Below are 22,325 nucleotides of genomic sequence, written 5' to 3'. Positions count from 1 at the left end.
CGGGCCGCATGGCCAAGCACTCTACGACAACGGCTGGCCGTGGGCACCCCGACGCTTGCGCCGCCCTTGTCGGACAAAGGCGGGAGCGCAGCGCGCGCTCGTCCACGATTCCTCCCAAGTGCCCGCCCATGATCCGCGCCACGCCACTTCGGCGACCTGCGCCCCTGCGCTGGCGCCCCGACCCGATCCATGCGTTTCCTGTTCTGCGGCCGACCGCTGCATACCGCCCTCGGCGCCTTCGCCCTCTTCGCCGGCAGTCATGCCGCATGGGCCGCCGAGCCCTTCACCATCCGCGACCTGCGGGTGGAGGGCCTGCAGCGGGTGGAACCCGGCACGATCTTCCATGCCCTGCCCCTGCATGTGGGCGACACCTACACCGACGATCGCGGCTCCACCGCCATCCGCGCGCTGTACGAGCTGGGCCTGTTCAAGGACGTGCGGCTCGACATCTCGGGCAACGTGCTGGTGGTGATCGTGGAGGAGCGCCCGACCATCGCGGGCGTGGACTTCGAGGGCGCCAAGGAATTCGACAAGCAGGCCATGACCAAGGCCCTGCGCGAGGTAGGCCTGGCGGAGGGCCGGCCCTACGACAAGGCGCTGGCCGACCGCGCCGAGCAGGAGCTCAAGCGCCAGTACATCGGCAAGGGCTTCTACAGTGCCAGCGTGCAGACCACCGCCACGCCGCTGGAGCACAACCGCGTCAATATCAGCTTCACGGTGACCGAGGGCGACACCGCGCATATCACCGCGGTGCGCGTGGTGGGCGCCAGCGCCTTCAGCGAGAAGACGCTGCTGGGCCTGTTCGACCTGGACGCGGGCAACTGGATGAGCTGGTATACCAAGTCCAACCAGTATTCACGCGCCAAGCTCGACGCCGACCTGGAGACGCTGCGCCAGTACTACCTGACGCGCGGCTACATGGACTTCCGCATCGACTCCACGCAGGTGGCCCTGTCGGCGGATCGCCAGTCGCTCACGCTGACGGTCAACATCACCGAAGGCGAGCGCTTCGTGGTGGCGGGTGTGAAGCTCGATGGCGACTACCTGGGTCGCGAGGACGACTTCAAGTCGCTGGTGACCGTGCGGCCTGGCGACTACTACAACGGCCAGGATGTCACCGCGACCACGCGCGCCTTCACCGAGTACTACGCGCGTTTCGGTTTCGCCTTCGCCAAGGTGGAGGCCGTGCCGGACGCCGACCGCACGCAGGGGCGCGTGACGCTGCTGTTCAAGGGCCTGCCGCGCCAGCGCGTGTTCGTGCGCCGCATCCTGGTGGGCGGCAACGCGCGCACCCGCGACGAGGTGATCCGTCGTGAGATGCGGCAGTACGAGTCCGCCTGGTACGAGGGCGACAAGATCAAGCTCTCGCGCGACCGGCTGGACCGCCTCGGCTACTTCAGCGAGGTGGACATCCAGACGCAGGAAGTGCCCGGCTCGCCCGACACGGTGGACCTGATGGTCGACGTGAAGGAAAAGCCCACCGGCTCGCTGAACCTGGGCGCGGGCTACTCCAGCACCGACAAGGTGACGCTGACCTTCGGCATCACGCAGGAGAACGTCTTCGGCTCGGGCAACTACCTGGGGTTGAACGCGAGCATCGGCTCGTACAGCACCTCGGTGTCGGTTTCGGCGGTCGACCCGTACTTCACGGCCGACGGCATCTCGCGTGCCATCAGCGTCTACCAGAACACCTCGCGGCCCGCGTACGCCGCCGACGGCAACTACAAGCTCACCACGCAGGGCGTGTCGCTCAAGTTCGGCGTGCCGTTCGACGAACTCAACCGCGTGTTCTTCGGCATCGGGCTGGAGCGCTATTCCTTCAAGCCCGGCAGCAACGGCGCCTACACGCTGGTGGATGGCAGCTACGCCTACACGGCCACGCCGCAGGCCTACCTGGACTACTTCCAGTGCACGGGCACGGCGCCCAGCGTGGTGTGCGCGCGCGACGCCGTCACCGGCGTGCCGCTGACCGTGGGCTGGTCGCGCGACACCCGCGACAGCGGCCTGACCCCGACGCGCGGCACGCTGCAGAACGCCAATGCGGAATGGGGCGTGGCATCGGGCGCGCGCTATCTGAAGACCAGCTACCAGTACCAGCGCTACTTCCCGATCAGCAAGCAGTACACCTTCGCGGTCAATGGCGAGCTGGGCTGGGCGCGCGCGCTGGGCGGCGACACCTACCCGGTGTTCAAGAATTTCTATGCGGGCGGCCTGGGCTCGGTGCGCGGCTTCGAAAGCAACTCGCTCGGCCCGCGCGACAGCGTGACGGCTGGTGCGCTGGGCGGCCTGCGCAAGGCCATCGTCAATGCGGAACTGAGCACGCCCTTCCCGGGTGCGGGCAACGACCGCACGCTGCGGCTCTTCGGCTTCTTCGACGCGGGCAATGTCTTTGCCGACCGCACCTCGTCGCTGACGGATGCGCAGTGGAAGGCGCAGCAGAAGCTGCGCGCCTCGGTCGGCCTGGGCGTGAGCTGGCTCTCGCCGCTGGGCCCCCTGAGCCTGGCCTATGCGGTGCCGGTGCTCTACCAGAAGGAAGACACCGCGACCGGCATCACGGCGGACCGCACGCAGCGCTTCCAATTCCAGATCGGCACGTCGTTCTGAGGACGTGCCGCCGCGCTCACTCGATGCGCGCGCCGGATGCCTGGACGATGCCCTTCCACTTGGCCACGTCGTCCTTGACCAGCGTGGCGAACTCGGTGGTAGACATGGCCTGGTACTCAGCGCCCTGCTCGTGGATGGCGGCCTGCACGTCGGGGCGGGCCAGCAGCTTGTTGACCTCGGCATTGACCTTGTCGACCACCGGCTTGGGCGTGCCGGCCGGCGCGAAGATGCCGTACCAGGTGCTGACGTCGAAGTCCTTGCCATAGCCCAGCTCGGCCACGGTCGGGATGTCGGGCAGCGAGGTGCTGCGCTTGGCCGAGGTCACGGCCAGCGGGCGCAGCTTGCCGGCCTTGATCTGCGCGATGGCCGAGGGCAGCGACGAGACCAGCAGGTCCACGTTGCCGGCCAGAACGTCCATGAGCGCCGGGTTGCTGCCCTTGTAGGGCACGTGGCGGATCTGGATCTTGGCGGCGGTCTTGAAGATCTCGCCGGCCAGGTGGATGGTGGTGCCGTTGCCCGGTGAGCCGAAGGTCACCGTATCGGGCTGCGCGCGCGCGGCCTCGACCACGTCCTTGAGCGTCTTGAAGCGCGATTCGCTGCGCACCACGATCACCACCGGCGTGTAGGCCACGTGGGCCGCGGCGGTCAGATCCTTGACCGGGTCGTAGCTCAGGTTCTTGTAGAGCCAGGGCGCGACGACCATGTTGTCCTTCTGGCCCATCACCAGGTCGTAGCCCGTGGGCTGGGCGCGCGCGGCCTCGGCGATGCCGATGGTGCCGCCCGCGCCGCCCCGGTTGTCGGGCACCACGGTCCACTTGCTGACCTCGGTGAGCTTGTTGGCGATCAGGCGCGACAGGATGTCGGTGCCGCCGCCCGGCGGGAAGGGCACGATCAGCCGGATCGGCTTGGCCGGCCAGTCGGACTGGGCGAAGGCGGGGACGCCGGCCAGTGCAAAACCGGCGGCGGCAAGGGAGGAAGCGACGAAGTCGCGGCGGGTGGCAGTCATCTCAGTCTGTCTCCAGTCAGGGAAAAAGCGCCGACCTGACGGCGCGGCGCACGGAAAAACGCTACGACTTTCATAGCAAAAAAATCAGGCCTTTCAAGCCTCCGTCAATCATTTGGCACACCTCGATGTGGAGACTGCTTACGCGCTTATCCCTACACATCAAGTCAGCCAATGGTCAGCCTCAGGCGACGACGCTCGCCCCCGTTTCAACACAAGGTCTCGAGGAGAAGCAACGAAATGGCCATCAAAAGCCAGGCAGATTTTTTTTCAGGTGTGATGTTCATGGCCGTGGGCGCAACGTTCGCGGTCGGCTCCACCAACTACACCATCGGTGACGGGGCCCGCATGGGCCCGGGCTATTTTCCGCTGATGCTGGGCATCCTGCTGGCCCTGATCGGCGCGGTGATCTCGCTGCAGTCGATGGTGGTCGAGACGGCCGACGGCGGCAAGATCGGCCGCTGGGCCTGGAAGCCGCTGGCCTTCGTGCTCGGCGCCAACCTGGCCTTCGGCGTGCTGCTGGGCGGCCTGCCCAGCATCGGGCTGCCGGCCATGGGGCTGATCATCGCCATCTTCGCGCTGACCATCATCGCCAGCATGGCGGGCAACCAGTTCAATCTGCGCGACTCGCTGATCCTGGCCGTCGTGCTCGCCGTCGGCAGCTACCTGGCCTTCATCGTGGCCCTCAAGCTGCAGATCCAGGTGTGGCCCACCTTCATTTCGGGCTGATCGGGAAAGAACGACAACCATGGACTTCAACCTGATCTCCAACCTGGCCACGGGCTTCGGCGTCGCCGTCACCTGGACCAACCTGCTGTATTGCCTGATCGGCTGCATTCTGGGCACGCTGATCGGCGTGCTGCCGGGCATCGGCCCGGTCGCGACCATCGCCATGCTGCTGCCGGCCACGTATGCGCTGCCACCGGTGTCGGCGCTGATCATGCTGGCGGGCATCTACTACGGTGCGCAGTACGGCGGCTCGACCACCGCCATCCTGGTGAACCTGCCGGGCGAATCGTCATCGGTGGTCACCTGTATCGACGGCTATCAGATGGCGCGGCAGGGCCGGGCGGGCCCTGCGCTCGCAGCGGCCGGCCTGGGCTCGTTCTTCGCCGGTTGCGTGGGCACGATCATCCTGGCCGCCTTTGCGCCGCCGCTGACCGAACTGGCCTTCAAGTTCGGCCCGGCCGAGTACTTCAGCCTGATGGTGCTGGGCCTGATCGGCGCCGTGGTGCTGGCTTCGGGCTCACTGCTCAAGGCCATCGCGATGGTGGTGCTGGGCCTGCTGCTGGGCCTGGTGGGCACGGACGTGAACTCCGGCGTGGCGCGCTTCAGCTTCGACATTCCCGAACTGACGGACGGCATCGGCTTCATCGTGGTGTCGATGGGCGTGTTCGGCTACGGCGAAATCATCGGCAACCTGTCGCAGGGCGAAGAGGAGCGCGAGGTCTTCACCAGCAAGGTGACCGGCCTGTGGCCCACCGGCGACGACTTCAAGCGCATGGCCCCGGCCGTGCTGCGCGGCACGACGCTGGGCTCCGCGCTGGGCATCCTGCCGGGCGGCGGTGCGCTGCTGGCTTCGTTCGCCTCGTACGCGCTGGAGAAGAAGCTGAAGATGTCCCCCGGCGAAGTGGCCTTCGGCCGCGGCAACATCCGCGGCGTGGCAGGCCCCGAGTCGGCCAACAACGCCGGTGCGCAGACCTCCTTCATCCCGCTGCTGACGCTGGGCATTCCGCCCAACCCGGTGATGGCGCTGATGGTGGGTGCCATGACCATCCACAACATCCAGCCGGGTCCGCAGGTGATGACCAGCAACCCCGAGCTGTTCTGGGGCCTGATCGCCTCGATGTGGCTGGGCAACCTGATGCTGATCATCCTGAACCTGCCGCTGATCGGCATGTGGATCAAGCTGCTGAAGGTTCCGTACCGCCTGCTGTTCCCGGCCATCGTGCTGTTCTGCGCCATCGGCGTGTACTCGACCAACAACAACACCTTCGACGTGTGGATGGTGGCGATCTTCGGCTTCATCGGCTATGTGTTCATCAAGCTGCGGGTGGAACCGGCGCCGCTGCTGCTGGGTTTCATCCTGGGGCCGATGATGGAAGAGAACCTGCGTCGCGCGCTGCTGCTGTCGCGTGGCAGCTGGAGCGTGCTGGTCACGCGTCCGATCTCGGCCGGCCTGCTGGTCGCCGCCCTGGCGCTGCTGACCATCGTGCTGCTGCCGGCGGTGAAGTCCAAGCGCGAAGAGGCCTTCGTCGAGGAGTGAGGCGCTGCTTCATCCGAGCGGGCATGGGTCGCCATGCCTGCTTTCTTCAGGGGCCCTTGATGGGCCCCTTTTTTTTTGCGCTCTCGGGGTTTAACTGAATGGCTCTCGTGGGGGTGGCGCGACCTGGCCTGTGTTCTGGTTGGGGCACTTGGGGCGATGGTCCGGCCCTGGCGCCGGTGAGGGCGTGTCGGCGCTTCAAGTGGGGCGGTCGGCGCTGTGCGCCGACTTCCCTCCGGTGCTCGGTCGGACGGGCCGCGGCATAACTCGCGACGTTCACTGCGTTCACTCTGCTCGGACAACTGCCGCGAGTCAGTTCACGAAGCGGGCCTGTCCTTCGGCAGGCCCGCAGCCCGTCCGCCCTGCGCTCCTCGGCGCCCCACAGGCGCGCCGCCACGCCCTCACCGGCACCAGGGCCTGCGTTCGAACGGCTCGGCCGGCATGACTGCTGCGCGTAGCCCCTCTCCCCTCGCGGGAGAGGGGTTGGGGAGAGGGGGGGCACACCACCACTGCGCTTCTTGCGGGCCACCGCCCCTCTCCCCCGCCCTCTCCCGCAAGGGGAGAGGGAGCAAGAGGCGCTGCGCGATCGACGCGGGGAGCACTGGCCTCCGTCGATCACCCACGCCTGTCTCCACGCGCTGGTGACGGGCTCAGGGTGCGCGGGCGATTTCGGGGTCGGCGAGGAGCGCAGGATGGACGGGCTGCAGGCCTGCCGCAGGACAGGCCTGCTTCGTGATCTGACTCGCGGCGTTTGTCTGAGCGCAGCGCGAAGCGCGTAGCGAGTTATGCCGCGTGCCCGTCCATCCGAGCACCGCAGCGGAGTCGGCCCGCAGGGCCGACCGACCCCGTATGAGCCCGCGCGCCCTGGGCCCGGCACCGGCGCGCACCCAGGCCCCAGCCCCGAGACCAACCCCACCCAAACCGAACCCCAAGGCTCAACTCAGCCCAACTCGACCCACGCCAGTCAGGTCAGGTCAGGTCGTCAGCCTCAGGCCCTCGGCCCCGAATCGCGAACCTCACTCCGCCACATAGTCCGACACCACCTTCCACTTGCCATCCACGATCTGCGACAGCCGCGACGCGTTGTTGCCCAGCCGCTTGGTCGCCGTGAACGTCATCTTGGGCGAGCCGAACATGTCCGGCTCGAAGGTGCTCGCGTCCATGATCTTGATGAATGAATCAGTCGTCAGGTTGGCGCCCGCCTTCTGCGCCACCTGCGCGAAGTCGTCCACGATGGAATAGCCATAGACCGAGAACACCGTCGGGTCCTCGTTGAACTTGGTCTTGTACTTGTTGGCCCAGAAACGGATCTTGTCGTTCTGCTCGTCGGTGTACGGGTTCTGCACCGTCATGGTGGCGTACATGCCGTCCATCGCCTTGCCGCCCAGCTTGTGGATCAGGTCGGTATAGGCCGCGCTGGAGCCCAGGAAGACCGGGTTGAAGCCGGTCTTGCGCGACTCGCCGATGGTGCCGATGGTCTCGCGGATGATGGTGCCCAGCACCACCACCTCACAGCCGGCCGCCTTCATCTTGGCCACCTGGCTGCTGAAGTCGGTCGCGCCGCGCTTGAAGCTGGTCTTCTCGGCCAGCTCCATGCCCGCGGCCTTCAGGCCGGCCTCGGCACCGCGGTTCACCTCCAGGCCGAACTCGTCGTCCTGGTAGATGGTGCAGACCTTCTTGACGTTCTTCTCCTTCACCATCTTCGGCAGCGCCATGCGGATCTGGTCGTAGTACGTGGCGGCGAAGGAATACTTGAGCCGGTTGAGCGGCTCGTACATCTCGCGCGCCGCCGTGATCGGGAAGAAGTTGATGATGTTCTTGTCGAACTGCACCGGCATGGCCGCCATGTTCTGGGCGGTGCCGATGTGGCCGGCCATGATGAAGATCTTGTCCTGGTTGACCAGCTTCTGCGCCGCCAGCACGGCCTTCTTGGGGTCGTAGCCCGAGTCCTCGACATAGAGCTTGAGCTTGCGGCCGTTGATGCCGCCCTGCTCGTTGATCTCTTCCACGCGCAGCTGCATGCCGTTGCGGGCCTGCTTGCCGAAGCCGGCCAATGGGCCGGACAGGTCCTGGATGGTGCCGATGCGGATCTCGTCCTTGCTCACGCCCTGCTGCTGGGCATGGGCCAGCGGGAGGCCGAGCGCGAGAAGGGCGACCGAGGTCGCGGCGGGGCGGATGGTCTTCATGGCTGTCTCCTTTGGGTGGTCTGGGCGCTCGGCATCACGCCGCATACATCGCCTCGATCTGCGAGGCGTACTTCAACTGCACCAGCTTGCGCTTGAGCTTCATGGTGGGCGTCAGCTCCTCGTCCTCGGCACTGAGTTGGGTGTCGAGCAGGAAGAACTTCTTGATCTGCTCGACGCGCGCGAACTTGGCGTTGACGCGGTCGATCTCGCCCTGGATCAGGTCCTGCACCTCGCGGGCGCGCGTCAGGCTGGCGTAGTTGCTGAAGGGCACGTCGTGGTCCTGCGCGAATTTCTCGACGTTCTCCTGGTCGATCATGATGATCACCGTGAGGTAGGGCCTGGCATCGCCGATCACCACCGCGTCGGTGATGTACGGGCTGAACTTGAGCTCGTTCTCCAGCTCGCTGGGCGTGATGTTCTTGCCGCCCGCGGTGATGATGATGTCCTTCATGCGGTCGGTGATGCGGAAAAACCCGTCCGCGTCCACCGTGCCCACATCGCCCGTGTGCAGCCAGCCATCGGGGTCGATGGTCTCGGCCGTCTTCTCGGGCTGATTGAGGTAGCCCATGAAGACGTTGGGGCCGCGCACGCGGATCTCGCCGGTGCCCTCGTCGATGCGCACCTCGTTGTACGACGTGGCCGGGCCGATGGAGCCGGGCTTGATGCGGTCGGCCGGCATGCCGGTGGAGGCGCCACCGGTCTCGGTCATGCCCCACACCTCCAGCATGGGCACGCCCAGCGCCAGGTACCAGCGCACCAGGTCAGGCGAGATGGGCGCCGCGCCCGTCACCAGAAAACGCGCGCGGTGGATGCCGATGAGCTTGCGCACGTTGTCCAGCGCCAGCACGCGCGCGAGGCGGAACTGCAGCTTCAGCGCGCCATCGACCGGCTGGCCCGCCAGCACGCGGTCGGCGATGCGCTCGCCCACGCCGATGGCCCAGGCATAGGCGGCGCGCTGCAGCGGCGTGGCCTCCTTGAGCGCGATCATCACGCCGGAATAGAACTTCTCCCACACCCGCGGCACGGCCAGGAAGACCGTGGGCGCGATCTCGCGCACGTTCTCGGGCACCGTCTCGGGGTTCTCGACGAAGTTGAGCACCGAGCCGGTGTACATGGCGAAGTACTCGCCGCCCATGCGTTCGGCGACGTGGCACAGCGGCAGGAAGCACATGCGCTCGTCGCGCTCGTCCTGCGCGATCAGCGTGTTGTAGCCGCGCATGGCGTACACCAGGCCGCCATGACTGTGCATCGCGCCCTTGGGCTTGCCGGTGGTGCCGGAGGTGTAGATGAGGATGGCCAGGTCGGCCGGCTTCAACCGGCCCACGCGCTCATCGATGGCCTGCGGATGCAGCCGCAAATGCTCGCGGCCCAGGGCGCGCAGGTCCTGCAGCGACATCACGTCGGGGTCGTGGAAGTCGCGCAGCCCCTTCATGTCGAAGACCACCACCTTGCGCAACCGCGGCAGCTGCGCGCGCACGGCCAGCGCCTTGTCGAGCTGCTCGTCGTCCTCGACGAAGAGGACGGTGGTCGACGAGTCCTCGCACAGGTAGTGCACCTGGCTGGCCGCGTCGGTGGGATAGATGCCGTTCGAAACGCCCGCGCAGCTGAGCACCGCCAGGTCGGCCAGCACCCATTCGATCACCGTGTTGGACAGGATCGACGCGCAGTCGCCGGGCGCGAAGTCCAGGGCCATGAGGCCATGCGCGATCTCGGCCACGGCCTCGGCCGTCTGCTGCCAGGTCCAGGCGCGCCAGATGCCCAGCTCCTTCTGGCGCATCCACACGCGCTCGCCGCGCACGCGGGCAGCGTTCCAGAACACGGCGGGCAGCGTCTCGCCGGGCACCACGATGTCGGTGCGCGGCGCCATGTGGGCCGTGTCCCAGAGTCCCGCGGGCACGCGGGCGGGGCCGGTGGCGGGCGCGGCAGAAGCGGCCGCCGGTGCCGAGGCATCGAGCCCGGCGCGCAGGACGGCCGTCGCGGTGCGGGCGAGGTGGAAGGGCGTGGTGCGCATGGTGCGGGCCTTTCGTCGGTCAACGCCAGGTCTTCTTTTTCTTCCAGCGCCGCTCGCCGCGGGCGCCGGTCTCCTGCATGCCGAGGTAGAACTCCTTGATGTCCTCCTTCTCGCGCAGGCGCTCGCAGCTGTCCTCCATGACGATGCGGCCGTTCTCGAGCACGTAGCCGTAGTCGGCCGCATTGAGCGCCATGTTGGCGTTCTGCTCCACCACCAGCAGCGTGGTGCCGCGCTCGCGGTTGATGCGCACCACGATCTCGAAGATCTCCTTGGTGAGCTTGGGCGACAGGCCCAGCGAGGGCTCGTCCAGCAGGATCAGCTCGGGCGCAGCCATGAGTGCGCGCGAGATGGCCAGCATCTGCTGCTGGCCGCCCGAGAGCAGGCCCGCGTCCTGCGCGGCACGCTCGCGCAGGATGGGGAAGTAGCCAAACACCGTCTCCAGGTCGCGCGCCACGCCATCGCGGTCGCGGCGGGTGTAGGCGCCCATCAGCAGGTTGTCGCGCACCGACAGCAGCGGGAACACCTCGCGCCCCTCGGGCACATGCGACAGGCCCTGCTGCACGATGAAGGCCGGATCGCGCGCGGTGATGTCGCGGCCTTTGAAATGCACCGTGCCCTTGCGCGGATCGATGATGCCGGAGATGGTCTTGAGGATGGTGGTCTTGCCCGCGCCATTGCTGCCCAGCACGGTGGCGATCTCGCCGCGCCGCACCTTGAGGCTGACGCCGCGGATGGCCTTGATGGGGCCGTAGGCGCTCTCGACGTTGAGCAGCTGCAGCACGTCCTCCGCAGGCTCGGTACCGGCGCCCAGCGGCAGGCCGGCGTGCACCGGCAGCGTGGTCGAGGCGATGGCGATGCCGGTGCTCATGGGCGTGCTCCTTCGTGACCCGCGGCGCGACATTCGCGCGATGCGTCGGCGCGTGTCATGCCGCCACCTTCGGCCGCCGCAGGCTGCTCACGTCCTCGGCGGTGCCCAGGTAGGCCTCGATGACCCGCGCATCGGCCTGCACCTCGCGGGCGCTGCCCAGGGCCAGCACCTCGCCTTGGGCCATCGCGAGCACGCGGTCCGACACCTTGGAGACCAGCGTCATGTCGTGCTCCACCATCAGCACGGAGATGCCCAGCTCGTGCTGGATGTCCTGGATCCAGAAGGCCATGTCCGCGGTCTCCTCCACGTTCAGGCCGGACGAGGGCTCGTCCAGCAGCAGCAGCTGGGGCTCGGTGCACAGCGCGCGGGCCAGCTCGACCACCTTGCGCACGCCATAGGGCAGGCCGGCCACCAGCGAATCGCGGTGGTGCTGCAGGTCCAGCAGGTCGATCACCTGCTCGGCCTTCTCGCGCGCGGCGACTTCGGCGGCGCGGGTGGCCGGCGTGAAGATGAGTTCCGACCAGAACCCGGTGCGCCGGTGTACATGCCGGCCGATCAGCAGGTTGTGCAGCACCGTCGCATGCTCGAAGAGCTCGATGTTCTGGAAGGTGCGCGCGATGCCCAGCGCCGCGATCGCGTGCGGCGGCTGGTCGGTCAGCGTCAGCGGCGCCGCGCCGCCATTCCAGGTGATGCGGCCCGTCGTGGGCTGGTAGATGCGGCTGATGAGGTTGAACACCGTCGTCTTGCCCGCGCCATTCGGGCCGATCAGCGTGAACACCTCGCCGCGCCGCACGTCGAAGCTCACCTGGTTGACCGCCAGCACGCCGCCGAAGCGCACGCTGAGGTCCTGGGCGGAAAGCAGCACGTCGCTCATTTCAGCCGGTCCGATTTGGTGAAGGACTTCTGCCGCTTGAACATGCCGCGGCGGTAGAAGGGAAAGAGCTGCAGCCACGCGCGCACCTTGAGCCAGCGGCCGTACAGGCCCATGGGCTCGAAGAGCACGAAGGCGATCAGCACCAGGCCGTACACCAGCCCCTGCAGGCCGGGCGCCTGGCCCACGGCTTCGGGCAACCAGTCCTTGCTCAACGCGATGAGCTGCGGCATCGAGATCAGGAAGATGGCGCCCAGGAACACGCCGTGCACCGAGCCCAGCCCGCCGATCACCACCAGCAGCAGCAGGTCGATGGACTGCAGGATGCTGAACTGGTCGGGCGAGAGGAAGCTGATCTTGTGCGCATAGAGCGCCCCGCCCAGCCCCGCGAGCGCCGCCGACAGCGCGAAGGCCAGCGTCTTGTAGCGGGCCAGGTGGATGCCCATGCTCTGCGCCGAGATCTCCGAATCGCGGATGGCCACGAAGGCCCGGCCCGTGGGCGCGCGCAGCAGGTTGAGCACGCCCAGCGTGCACAGCACGGCCGTGGCGAGGCAGACGAAGTAGAAGGCCTCGCCACCGCCGAAGTCCAGCCCGAAGAGCCGGGGCGACTTGACGTGCAGGCCGGCGTTGCCACCCGTGAGCCCTTCCCAGCGCGCGAACACCTCTTCGACGATGAAGCCGAAGGCCAGCGTGGCGATGCCCAGGTAGATGCCCTTGACCCGCAGCGCCGGCATGGCCACCACCACGCCCACCGCCGCGGACAGCAGCGCCGCCGCCACCATCGCCACCGGAAAGGGCACGCCCAGGTTGACCAGCACGCCCTGCGTGTACGCGCCCGTGCCCAGGAAGGCCGCATGGCCGATGGAGAACTGCCCGGTGAAGCCCGCCAACAGCATCAGCCCCAGCCCCACCACCGAGTAGATGAGCACGAAGTTGAGCTGCGCCAGCCAGTATTCGTCCAGCAACCAAGGCGCCGCCAGCAGCACCACGCCCAGCAGCGCATACCAGAAGCGGTGCCCGCCGTGCTTGGCCAGGTCGATGTCCTGCGCGTAGGAGGTCTTGAAGATGAAACGCATGGCTCAGACCTTCTTGCGCAGCTTCTCGCCGAACAACCCGTTGGGCTTCACCATCAGCATGGCCAGCACCACGATGTACGGCGCCGTGTCCTTGAAGCCGTCGGGCAGGTAGAAGCCCGCCATCGACTCCACCACGCCGATGACCAGCCCGCCGACGATGGCGCCCGGCAGGCTGCCGAAGCCGCCCACCACCGCCGCCGGAAAGGCCTTGAGCCCGATGAAGCCCATGTTGGCGTGCACGAAGGTGATGGGCGCGAGCAGGATGCCCGCCACCGTGGCCACCGCCGCTGCGAGGCCCCACACCAGTCCGTTGAGCCGCTTGACCGGAATGCCCATGTAGTACGCCGCCAGCTGGTTCTGCGAGCTGGCCTGCATCGCGATGCCCAGCTTGCTGTAGCGGAACATGGCAAAGAGCAGGCCGCACAGCACGGCCGTGGCCACGATCACCACTGCCTGCTCCACGTTCACCACCAGGCCGCCCAGGTTCCAGACCTGGTCCTTGTAGGGCACGGGCAGCGTGTGCGTCTCGGTGCCGATGCCGGGCACCATGGTGATCAGCCCGCGCGCCACGTAGCCGATGCCGATGGTCAGCATCACGATGGAGAACTGCGGCTGGCCCAGGATGGGCCGAATCACCACCAGCTCCAGCAGCGCGCCGAAGGCCACCAGCGCCGCCACCGCCAGCACCGCCGCGAGCCAGAAGGGCAGGCCCAGCAGCGTCATGGCCGCAAAGGCCGCGAAGGCGCCGAGCATCATCAGGTCGCCCTGCGCGAAGCTGACGGTCTCGGTGGCCTTGTAGATGAGCACGAAGCCCAGGGCGATCAGCCCGTAGATGCAGCCCTGGGCGATGCCCGAGAGCAGGAGTTGCAGCACCTGCATGTGCGTGTGCGCGCGGCGTCCGTCGCGAGGGGGCGGATGCGGGGCGCGCTCAGGCCGCCGCGGGCCCGTGCGCGTCCATCACGGCCAGGCGGCGCGAGCCCGCGACGATGTCGCTGGGCGTGAGGCCATACACCTGCCGGATCGAATGGCTGAAGTGGGTGGAATCGGGATAGCCCGCTTCCAGCGCGATGTCGGTGAGGCTCGTGCCCTGGTGCACGTAGCGCAGCAGGCTGCGCGCCCGCTTCCAGGCGCGGAACACGCGGAAGGGCACGCCCACCTGGTCGCGGAACAGATGCAGGAAGCGCGAGAAGGACAGCCCCACCGACTCCGCGCAGGCCTCGGCGGCCAGGGCTTCGGCCGGGTTGGCGCAGATGCGGGCGATGACCTGTGCGATGCGCGGATCGACGCAGCGCGGCGCCAGCGCTTCGCCGAAGAAGAGCCGGTCGAAGTCGGCCGGCGGGGGCGCCTCGCCCTCGCAGGCGGCCAGCAGCTGCGCATGGGCCACCCGCACGCGGCGCACCATGGCGTCGTCGTGCACTGCGCCGCTTTGCTGCAGCACCGGTGGCAGCGCCTCGGCACGGACCGACTCGGCCTCGACCACCACGTTGAGCACCTGCGGCTCGGGGCTTTCGACGCGATGGGGCACATGCGGCGGCACCACGAGCAGTTCGCCCGACTGCCAGGGGCCGCCATCGATGCTCACGCGATTGGGCAGGCCGCGCGGCGACACGTACACGGCATGGCCACCCAGACTGCGGGTGCGCGTCGCGCCCAGCAGCCCGGCGTAGAAGACGCGCTGAGACGTCAGCCACATCACGCGCTCGCCTGCGGCGCGGTTCGCCCTGCTCATGTGCATCCTCGTGTCTCCTCCTGGCAGAAGGTGCGGCCCCGCCAGGCCGCCACCGTGGTGCGGGTCGGCCCCCGGCCCGGCCGCATCCGGCAGCCGGGTCGACGGGAAGCGCGCGCCATCGTAGTGGCGCGTCTGGGCACTTGGAAGCGGACGGGTCGAGGGACTTACCCTAGGGCGCATGGACGGTGTCTCCGGCGGTTCTGGGGCCGGGGCTCTGGAGGCCCGGTCGTGGCCGCGAGGGTAGGCAGTCGCCCACTCGCAGCGCTTGCGACAACTGGCTGTCCGGCGGCTGCCGGCATCGGGACTGACCCGAAGGCCCGAGGCGCGCCCCCCGCTCCGCGACCGCGGTCACCCTGCGCCTGCGCAACAGGCGGCTCCCGCATGGGCCGTTAGCATTGCCTGCAGATCCTTCCGCCTCTTTTTTCCTTTCTTCCTTTCCAATCTCGAGGAGCGAATCAATGGACATCCAGACCGTGGGCATCATCGGTGCCGGCACCATGGGCAACGGCATCGCGCAGGCCTGTGCCGTGTCGGGCGTCAAGGTGGTGATGGTGGACATCAACCAGGCCGCCGTGGACAAGGGCCTCGCCACCGTCTCAGGCAGCCTCGACCGGCTGATCAAGAAGGAAAAGCTCACTGAGGCGCAGAAGGCCGCCGCGCTCGGGCTGATCCAGGGTTCGACGAACTACGATGACCTCAAGGCTGCGCAGCTGGTCATCGAGGCCGCCACTGAGAACCACGAACTCAAGCGCAAGATCCTCAAGCAGGTCGATGCGCTGCTGGCGCCCGAGGTGATCGTCGCGTCCAACACCTCGTCCATCTCGATCACGCAGCTGGCCGCCGACACCTCGCGCGCCGACCGCTTCATCGGCATGCACTTCTTCAACCCGGTGCCGATGATGGCGCTGGTGGAGCTGATCCGCGGCTACCTCACCAGCGACGCCACGCACGACGCCGTGAAGGCGCTGGCCCTCAAGCTGGGCAAGCAGCCCATCACCGTGAAGAACGCGCCGGGTTTCGTGGTCAACCGCATCCTGGTGCCGATGATCAATGAGGCCTTCTTCGTGCTGGCCGAGGGCCTGGCCACGCCGGAGGACATCGACGCCGGCATGAAGCTGGGCTGCAACCACCCGATCGGCCCGCTGGCCCTGGCCGACATGATCGGCCTGGACGTGTGCCTGGCGGTGATGGAGGTCTACCTGGACGAATTCGGCGACTCCAAGTACCGGCCCTGCCCGCTGCTCAAGGAGATGGTCGCGGCGGGCCAGCTCGGGCGCAAGACGGGGCGTGGGGTGTACAGCTACTGAGGAGTATGGCGCGCGTCGCGCCTGCGCAAGGCAGGCCGCGCGCGCAACGCCGGCGCCCCTGGGCGGTGCACCGCCCGAGGCACGGCGCACCACCGCCATGCCAATACCCAACTAGTTGACACCTCAATTATTGAAAAGTAACGTATCTGCGTTGCGACGGCGAGGTGATGACGTTCCAGGGTGCCGCGAAATCGGTCCACCGCGCGCTTCAGCGGCGTCGCGCCCGGTCGATTTCCTGAAAGGCCCCAGCCGTGAGAACCCTGCTAAAACTCCTGGTCGGCGCGCTCGCGCTGCCGCTCGCCCATGCCGCTGCCGTCGCTGCGTCGGCCGCGGACAGCTACCCCGAGCGGCCGATCCGCATCATCGTGCCCTTCCCGCCGGGCGGCGGCACCGACACCGTCGCGCGCGTGGTGGCCGCCAAGCTCACCGAACACTGGAAGGTGCCCGTCACGGTCGACAACCGCCCGGGCGGCAACACCGTCATTGCCGCCGACCTGGCGGCACGCGCGGCACCCGACGGCTACACGCTCTTCCTGCCCATCGACGCCACCCTGTCGATGAACCAGAGCCTGTACGCCAAGCTGCCCTACGACCCCATCCAGAGCTTTGCGCCCGTGACCCTGGCCGTGACCATGCCCATGGTGATGGCGGCCCACCCCAGCCTGCCCGCCCGCCAGGTGGCCGATGTCGTGGCACTCGCCAAGTCGCGCAACGGCAGCCTCGCCTATGCGCATGGCGCGCTGCCGGCCCAGGTGGCCGGTGAAGCCTTCAAGGCCTCGGCCAAGGTGGACATGGTGGCCGTGCCCTACAAGGGCAGCGGCCCGGCCATGACCGATGTCGTCGGCGGCCAGGTGCCCGTGATCTTCGATGCCCTTGGCCCCGCCATGTCCTTCGTGAAGGCCGGCAAGGTGCGCGCGATCGCGGTGACCAGCGCCAAGCGCTCGCCGCAACTGCCGGACGTGCCGACCATGGCCGAGTGCGGCCTGCCCGGCATGGACCTGGTGACCTGGATCGGCTTCGTTGCACCGGCCGGCACCGACCGCGCCATCGTCGCCAAGCTCAACGGCGAGATCACCCGCATCCTGCGCCAGCCAGAGACGTCGGAGAAGCTGGGGGCCATGGGCATGGACGTGGTGGCCAGCACGCCCGAGCAATTCGGCCAGGCGATCAGGGACGACGCCGTCAAGCTGGGCGGAGTGATCCGCGCCGCGGGCATCAAGCTGGATTGAGCGGCGGCCGGACATCGCTTTGGCCCGCTGCGTCCTGCGCATGCGGCTGTCTTGCCGCACCCGTCATGCGGTACGCTCGTCGCCGCAACCCGCGTCTGCGGGTCGGTTCGCCCGGCCGTTCGCGGCCCAAGCCACCCCCCGCCAAGGATCACCCATTCCCGCTCTCTCGCTCCGCCAGGCCGCGTCGGCCCTGATGCTGATCGCTTCTACCGCGCCGGCACTGGCCACCGAAAACTTGGCGCTCGAGAACGCGGCGCCTGCACCGCAGGCCGTTGTGCACGCGGCGCCCGATGCACGGGCCGGCGTCGCCGCCCTCAACCTGGATCTGTCGCAGGGCGCCAGCCGCTCATTCGCGGTGCAGCCGCAGCAGGTCTTCGGCACGATGGTCCACATCGGTGTGCCGGCGGCCACTGCAGCGGCTGGACCCACCTTTCCGCGGCCGAATGCGCGTTCGAGCGCCACCTTCGAACCTGCCGCCACCACCGGTGGGCTGGGCCTGGCGAACGTGGCCTGGCTCGGGCTCCAGCAGCTCGGCGGTCGCGCGGACTGATCGCCCCTGACGCGCGCACCGTCTACGCCCGGCCGCCAGGCTCACCCCTGAAGCGACACCTTGCCCCGGCCAGACTTGATGGTGGAGCGCAAGGCCTTGGACGCGAGTCGCCGCTGCCGGGAGCCGAAGGTGGGCGCGGTCGCCCGTCTCGGCCGGCGCACGGTGGCGGCCGAGGCGACGATCTCCTCCAGCCGGCTCACGGCCTCGGCCTTGTTCTGGTCCTGGCTGCGCGAGGACTGCGCCTTGATGACGATGACGCCGTCCTTGGTGATGCGCTGATCCTGGCGCTGCAGCAGCCGCTCCTTGACCGCGTCGGGCAGCGAGGAGCGGCGGATGTCGAAGCGCAGGTGCACGGCGCTCGACACCTTGTTGACGTTCTGCCCGCCCGGCCCCTGCGCGCGGACGGCGCTGAACTCGATGTCGTGGGGGTCGATGGTGAGGGGCATGGCGGACGGGCAGTCTAGGGGATGCGCCCCATGCATGCGCCGGCCGTGGGCATGTGCGGATTCGGGCGATCCGGGTCGTGGTGGCGGGCCGTCGTCTGCGCGACCGCCATCCGCGCGCCGATGCCCTATGTTCCGCCGCTGGAGACAACACCCAGGACACACGGCCCCATGGACATCCAGACCCCCGCCCCACCGCCCGAAGGCTGCATCAGCTGCGAAGTCGTCGACACGCACATCCTGCTCATCGGCATCAACCGCCCGGCCAAGCGCAACGGCTGGACGCCGCGCATGTTCCGCGAGCTGGCCGAGGCCTACACGCGGCTGGACGACGAGCCCGATCTGCGCGTGGGCGTGCTGCATGCCTTCGGCGACCACTTCACCGCCGGGCTGGACCTGCCGCAGGTGGTGGAGCATCTGCGCCGCGGCGAAAAGCTCGCGCCCATGGGCCTGGTCGAGCCGCACGACTTCGGCCTGCCCGGCTACCGCCGCCGCACCAAGCCCATGGTCGCGGCCGTCAAGGGCATCTGCTACACGGTGGGCATCGAGCTGATGCTGGGCGCCGACATCACCGTGGCGGCCGACGACTGCCGCTTCTCGCAGATGGAAGTGCAGCGCTGCATCCTGCCGACCGGCGGCGCCACGCTGCGCATGCCCGAGCGCGCCGGCGTGGGCAATGCGCTGCTGCACCTGCTCACCGCCGACGAGTTCGATGCCGCCGAGGCCTACCGCTGCAACTTCGTGCAGAAGGTGGTGCCGGCCGCCGAGGTGCTGGACGCCGCCGTGGGCATCGCCCGCCGCATCGCCGCGCAGGCGCCGCAGGCGGTGGTCGCCACGCGTCTGAACGTGCTCAAGGCGATCGAACTGGGCCAGGCCGCCGCCGTGGCCGACTTCGGCCCGGTGCAGCAACGCCTGCAGACGACGGAGGACGCCGCCGAGGGTGTGCGCGCCTTCGTCGAACGCCGGCCGGCGCGCTTCACCGGCCGCTGAGGGCGCACGGTGGACAGGGACGACGGCCCTGTCCGCGCCATGGTCTTGCACGCAATTGGTTTGCGCGCAATTGAATTGCGCGCACAATCCGGCCCATGCCCAAGACGCCCACCACCGCCGAACTGCTCAGCCTGGACAACCAGCTGTGCTTCGCGCTGTATTCGGCGTCCCTGTCCATGACGCGGCTGTACAAGCCGCTGCTCGACGAGTTGGCGTTGACCTACCCGCAGTACCTGGTGATGCTGGCACTGTGGGAGGCCGATGGCGTCACCGTGTCGGAACTCGGCACACGGCTGTCACTGGACTCCGGCACGCTCACCCCCCTGCTCAAGCGCCTCGAAGCGACCGGGTACCTCACCCGCATGCGCGACGTGGCCGACGAGCGGCGCGTGCTGATCCGCCTGACGGCCGAGGGCCGGGCGCTGCGGGCCCGGGCCGTGCAGGTGCCGCAGTGCCTGCTGGCCGCAAGTCAGTGTTCGCTGGAGGAGCTCTCGCAGCTCACCCGGCAATTGCAGGCGCTGCGCGACCGCGTGTCCGCCGCCTGATCGTTCCTTGCCTCCCTTGTTTTCCCCCATTCAACCCAGGAGAAAGACCATGACCCACAAGCTCGAAAAAGTGCTCTACACCGCCCAAGCCCACACCACCGGTGGTCGCGAAGGCGCCAGCAAGACCAGCGACGGCGCCCTGGACGTGACGCTGAGCTCCCCCGGCTCCGGCAAGCCCGGCACCAACCCAGAGCAGCTGTTCGCGGCTGGCTACTCCGCCTGCTTCATCGGCGCCATGAAGGCCGTCGGCCCCAAGGTCGGCGTGAAGGTGCCCGATGACGTGAGCATCGACGCCAGCGTCTCCCTGGGCCCGATCAAGGGCGGCGCCGCCTACGGCATCGCCGCCAAGCTGGCCATCACGCTGCCGGGCCTGGACGACGAGCAGAAGAAGAAGCTGGTCGACGCCGCCCACGAGGTGTGCCCCTACTCCAACGCCACCCGCGGCAACGTCGAGGTCGAGCTGTCGATCGCCTGATCATCTCGCTGACTCCGCGACGAAAGACGCCACCTTCGGGTGGCGTTTTTTTTGCTTTGTGCTCCTGCGTCGCCGATGTCGGCATTCGCGCAAACCCGGCTAAACAGCGGCGCGGATCCGGCAGCACACTCGCATCGGAGCACGGCCGCCGCAAGCGTTGGCGATGTGCCGCAACGGCTGCCACTCGCCCGCCCGCTCCCTTGCGCCGACCGATGCAGGAGCCGGTTCCTTCCCATCTGCCCGACCACGACCGATGAAGCCCTTACACGCCGCAGTCCTGCTTGCACTGCTCGCCGCCCTGCTCGGTCCCGGCGCGCACGCCGCGGGCCTGGCGTTCATCGCAATACCCGCCGCCGCCGACGGTCCTGCCCTGCAGGGCGCGGTCTGGTCGCCATGCGCCACGCCCGCAGCGGACATCGTGCTCGAGCCGCTCGTGGTGAAGGGCGTGCGCGACTGCCCGGTGGTCGGCAGCGGGCTGCCGCTGGTCGTGATGTCGCACGGCACGGGCGGCTCGGCCATGGGCCACCACGACACGGCGGCTGCGCTGGCCGATGCGGGCTTCGTCGTGGCCGCCATCGCGCACCCGGGCGACAACTTCCGCGACCTGAGCCGCCAGGCCCGGCTGTCCGCCTTCGCCACACGGCCTGTGGACATGCGGCGGCTCATCGACCACATGCTCGGGCGCTGGCCCGGCCATGTGGCGCTGGACCCGCAGCGCATCGGCGTCTTCGGCTTCTCGCGCGGCGGCTACACCGCCCTGGCGCTCATCGGCGCACAGCCGGACTGGACGCTGCGGCGCGACCTGTGCCCGGCCGGCTCGACCGTGCCGCTGTGCCAGGAGGCGGCCCGCGGCGAAGTGCCGCCGCCGCCAGTGCCGGACGCCCGCATCCGGGCCGCCGTGGTGGTGGATCCGCTGAGCGTGTTCGCTGCCCCGGGGCTGAAGAACGTGCGCGTGCCGGTGCAGCTGTGGGCCTCGCAGTTCGGCGGCGACGGCGTGACGCCCGAGAGCGTGGCTGCCGTGCGCGACGGCCTGCCCACGCCGCCGCAATGGCAGGTGGCCGAGGGCGCGGCGCACTTCGCCTTCCTGGCCCCCTGCTCGGCCGCGTTCATGCGCATGGCGCCCGAGATCTGCAAGGACGGCCCCGGCTTCGACCGCACGGCCTTCCACCAGCGTTTCAACGCAGCGGTCGTGGCCTTCTTCCGCCAGCAGCTGGGCGCCCCCGCGCCGCGCTGATCGGCTCGGCGCGGCGGTCCAGGGCGCTTCAACCCGGGGCCCCGTCCTCCATCAGCGCCAGCAGGCGCTGCGCATGCACATGCGGCGGGCCGCGGCGCCAGATGGCGTGGGCCTCGGACTGCCCCGACGCATCGGCGAGCGGACGAAAGACCACGCCGCGCAGCCCGGCGCGCTGCATGGCGGCCGGCACCAGCCCCACGCCCAGCCCCTCGGCCACCAGCGCCAGCACGGCCAGCCAGTGGCGCACCTCGTGGCGCACCTGGGGCACGAAGCCGGCCGCCACGCACAGGTCGAGGATGCGCTCGTGGTAGTCGGGCGAGGCCTCGCGCGAGAAGAGCACCAGGGTCTGCTCGCGCAGGGCCGGCAGCGCCACCTCGCGCCGGCGTGCCAGCGCGTGACCGCTGGGCAGGCAGCAGACGAAGGGCTCGCGCACCAGCAGGCGCTGCGCCAGCTCGTCGGGGATGCGGCTGGTGTGGATGAAGCCCAGGTCCAGCTGGTCGTGCTGCAGGCGTGCGGTCTGCTCGGCCGAGTTGAGTTCGGTCAGGCTGAGCTTCACGCGCGGATGCGCCGCCTGGAAGCGCCGCAGCGCCTGCGGCAGCCCGCGGTAGAGCATGGCGCCGACGAAACCCACGCGCAGCCGGCCGGCCGAGCCCTCGGCCACGTCGCGCACCTCCTGCGCGGCCTCGGCAGCCTGGGCCAGCAGCCGGGCGGCCGAGGTCTGCAGCGCCAGGCCCGCCGGCGTCAGGCGCACGGCCTTGCTGGTGCGCTCGAACAGGCGCGCGCCCAGACGTGCCTCCAGCTGGCGGATCGCCACCGACAGCGGCGGCTGCGAGATGGCGAGCCGCTGCGCGGCACGGCCGAAGTGCAGCTCCTCGGCCAGCACGGCGAAGTAGCGCAGCTGCCGCAGATCCATCGATATCTCCTTCGAATGGAACATGTGT

General features: G+C 68.8%; 20 protein-coding genes. 10 read left to right on the top strand and 10 right to left on the bottom strand.

Features of this window, described 5'->3' with window-relative positions:
- Positions 1-189 precede the first annotated feature (189 nt).
- The gene (gene bamA / locus BXA03_RS10855) at positions 190-2,604 is read left to right on the top strand and encodes an outer membrane protein assembly factor BamA (protein WP_076507231.1); all 2,415 of its coding nucleotides are present in this window, start codon (positions 190-192) and stop codon (positions 2,602-2,604) included.
- Positions 2,605-2,620: 16 nt separating this feature from the next.
- Here the strand turns inward: bamA and BXA03_RS10850 are convergent, their stop codons facing one another.
- The gene (locus BXA03_RS10850) at positions 2,621-3,610 is read right to left on the bottom strand and encodes a Bug family tripartite tricarboxylate transporter substrate binding protein (protein ID WP_076507229.1); all 990 of its coding nucleotides are present in this window, start codon (positions 3,608-3,610) and stop codon (positions 2,621-2,623) included.
- Between the two features lie 237 nt (positions 3,611-3,847).
- Here BXA03_RS10850 and BXA03_RS10845 point away from each other — a divergent pair, with 237 nt between their 5' ends.
- Both BXA03_RS10845 and BXA03_RS10840 read left to right on the top strand, forming a co-directional pair.
- A complete protein-coding gene (locus BXA03_RS10845) occupies positions 3,848-4,336 on the top strand; it encodes a tripartite tricarboxylate transporter TctB family protein (RefSeq protein ID WP_076507227.1) in 489 nt (162 codons plus the stop codon).
- A gap of 19 nt (positions 4,337-4,355) precedes the next feature.
- Positions 4,356-5,873: a tripartite tricarboxylate transporter permease gene (locus BXA03_RS10840; protein ID WP_076507225.1), complete on the top strand. Its 1,518-nt coding sequence runs from the start codon at positions 4,356-4,358 to the stop codon at positions 5,871-5,873.
- 1,013 nt (positions 5,874-6,886) lie between these two features.
- Here the strand turns inward: BXA03_RS10840 and BXA03_RS10835 are convergent.
- From BXA03_RS10835 to BXA03_RS10805, 7 genes are all read right to left on the bottom strand, one after another.
- Positions 6,887-8,056, bottom strand: coding sequence for an ABC transporter substrate-binding protein (locus tag BXA03_RS10835; RefSeq protein ID WP_076507223.1), 1,170 nt, complete (start codon positions 8,054-8,056; stop codon positions 6,887-6,889).
- A 34-nt stretch (positions 8,057-8,090) separates the two neighbouring features.
- Positions 8,091-9,923 (bottom strand): AMP-dependent synthetase/ligase, encoded by a 1,833-nt coding sequence (locus BXA03_RS10830; protein WP_076507678.1) that lies wholly within the window; start codon positions 9,921-9,923, stop codon positions 8,091-8,093.
- Positions 9,924-10,086: 163 nt separating this feature from the next.
- Positions 10,087-10,935 carry an ABC transporter ATP-binding protein gene (locus BXA03_RS10825; RefSeq protein ID WP_234983654.1) on the bottom strand — a complete coding sequence of 283 codons (849 nt, stop codon included), beginning with the start codon at positions 10,933-10,935 and terminating at the stop codon, positions 10,087-10,089.
- A gap of 55 nt (positions 10,936-10,990) precedes the next feature.
- Positions 10,991-11,809 carry an ABC transporter ATP-binding protein gene (locus BXA03_RS10820; protein WP_076507221.1) on the bottom strand — a complete coding sequence of 273 codons (819 nt, stop codon included), beginning with the start codon at positions 11,807-11,809 and terminating at the stop codon, positions 10,991-10,993.
- Complete coding sequence (locus BXA03_RS10815) at positions 11,806-12,882, bottom strand: branched-chain amino acid ABC transporter permease (RefSeq protein ID WP_076507220.1); 1,077 nt, start codon at positions 12,880-12,882, stop codon at positions 11,806-11,808. Before BXA03_RS10815 ends, BXA03_RS10820 begins: the two co-directional genes overlap by 4 nt.
- Positions 12,883-12,885: 3 nt before the next feature.
- On the bottom strand, positions 12,886-13,761 hold the full coding sequence (locus BXA03_RS10810) for a branched-chain amino acid ABC transporter permease (RefSeq protein ID WP_076507217.1): 876 nt from the start codon (positions 13,759-13,761) through the stop codon (positions 12,886-12,888).
- A 49-nt stretch (positions 13,762-13,810) separates the two neighbouring features.
- Complete coding sequence (locus BXA03_RS10805) at positions 13,811-14,611, bottom strand: helix-turn-helix domain-containing protein (RefSeq protein WP_076507215.1); 801 nt, start codon at positions 14,609-14,611, stop codon at positions 13,811-13,813.
- A gap of 458 nt (positions 14,612-15,069) precedes the next feature.
- On the opposite strand from BXA03_RS10805, the gene BXA03_RS10800 reads away from it, so the two are divergent.
- The 3 genes from BXA03_RS10800 to BXA03_RS10790 all read left to right on the top strand — a co-directional run bounded on the left by BXA03_RS10800 (position 15,070) and on the right by BXA03_RS10790 (position 17,697).
- Positions 15,070-15,918: a 3-hydroxybutyryl-CoA dehydrogenase gene (locus BXA03_RS10800; RefSeq protein ID WP_076507214.1), complete on the top strand. Its 849-nt coding sequence runs from the start codon at positions 15,070-15,072 to the stop codon at positions 15,916-15,918.
- Positions 15,919-16,169: 251 nt separating this feature from the next.
- Complete coding sequence (locus BXA03_RS10795; protein ID WP_076507212.1) at positions 16,170-17,147, top strand: Bug family tripartite tricarboxylate transporter substrate binding protein; 978 nt, start codon at positions 16,170-16,172, stop codon at positions 17,145-17,147.
- A 193-nt stretch (positions 17,148-17,340) separates the two neighbouring features.
- Positions 17,341-17,697, top strand: coding sequence for a hypothetical protein (locus BXA03_RS10790; RefSeq protein ID WP_076507210.1), 357 nt, complete (start codon positions 17,341-17,343; stop codon positions 17,695-17,697).
- 41 nt (positions 17,698-17,738) lie between these two features.
- Here the strand turns inward: BXA03_RS10790 and arfB are convergent, their stop codons facing one another.
- On the bottom strand, positions 17,739-18,143 hold the full coding sequence (gene arfB / locus BXA03_RS10785; protein ID WP_076507208.1) for an alternative ribosome rescue aminoacyl-tRNA hydrolase ArfB: 405 nt from the start codon (positions 18,141-18,143) through the stop codon (positions 17,739-17,741).
- A gap of 168 nt (positions 18,144-18,311) precedes the next feature.
- Here arfB and BXA03_RS10780 point away from each other — a divergent pair, with 168 nt between their 5' ends.
- The 4 genes from BXA03_RS10780 (at position 18,312) to BXA03_RS10765 (ending at position 21,384) form a co-directional block, all read left to right on the top strand.
- The gene (locus BXA03_RS10780; protein WP_076507206.1) at positions 18,312-19,130 is read left to right on the top strand and encodes a crotonase/enoyl-CoA hydratase family protein; all 819 of its coding nucleotides are present in this window, start codon (positions 18,312-18,314) and stop codon (positions 19,128-19,130) included.
- Positions 19,131-19,225: 95 nt separating this feature from the next.
- Positions 19,226-19,675, top strand: a complete 450-nt coding sequence (locus BXA03_RS10775) for a MarR family winged helix-turn-helix transcriptional regulator (RefSeq protein ID WP_076507203.1) — start codon at positions 19,226-19,228, stop codon at positions 19,673-19,675.
- Between the two features lie 49 nt (positions 19,676-19,724).
- On the top strand, positions 19,725-20,150 hold the full coding sequence (locus tag BXA03_RS10770; RefSeq protein ID WP_076507201.1) for an organic hydroperoxide resistance protein: 426 nt from the start codon (positions 19,725-19,727) through the stop codon (positions 20,148-20,150).
- A 253-nt stretch (positions 20,151-20,403) separates the two neighbouring features.
- A complete protein-coding gene (locus BXA03_RS10765) occupies positions 20,404-21,384 on the top strand; it encodes an alpha/beta hydrolase family protein (RefSeq protein ID WP_076507199.1) in 981 nt (326 codons plus the stop codon).
- A 28-nt stretch (positions 21,385-21,412) separates the two neighbouring features.
- Here BXA03_RS10765 and BXA03_RS10760 read toward each other — a convergent pair whose 3' ends face one another.
- Positions 21,413-22,297, bottom strand: a complete 885-nt coding sequence (locus BXA03_RS10760; RefSeq protein ID WP_076507197.1) for a LysR family transcriptional regulator — start codon at positions 22,295-22,297, stop codon at positions 21,413-21,415.
- Between the last annotated feature and the right edge of the window lie 28 nt (positions 22,298-22,325).

The organism is Pseudacidovorax sp. RU35E, assembly GCF_900156165.1.
Lineage (GTDB): Bacteria > Pseudomonadota > Gammaproteobacteria > Burkholderiales > Burkholderiaceae_C > Xenophilus.
The sequence above is the reverse complement of the archived record's forward strand: the minus strand, read 5'-3'. Positions and strand labels throughout refer to the sequence as shown.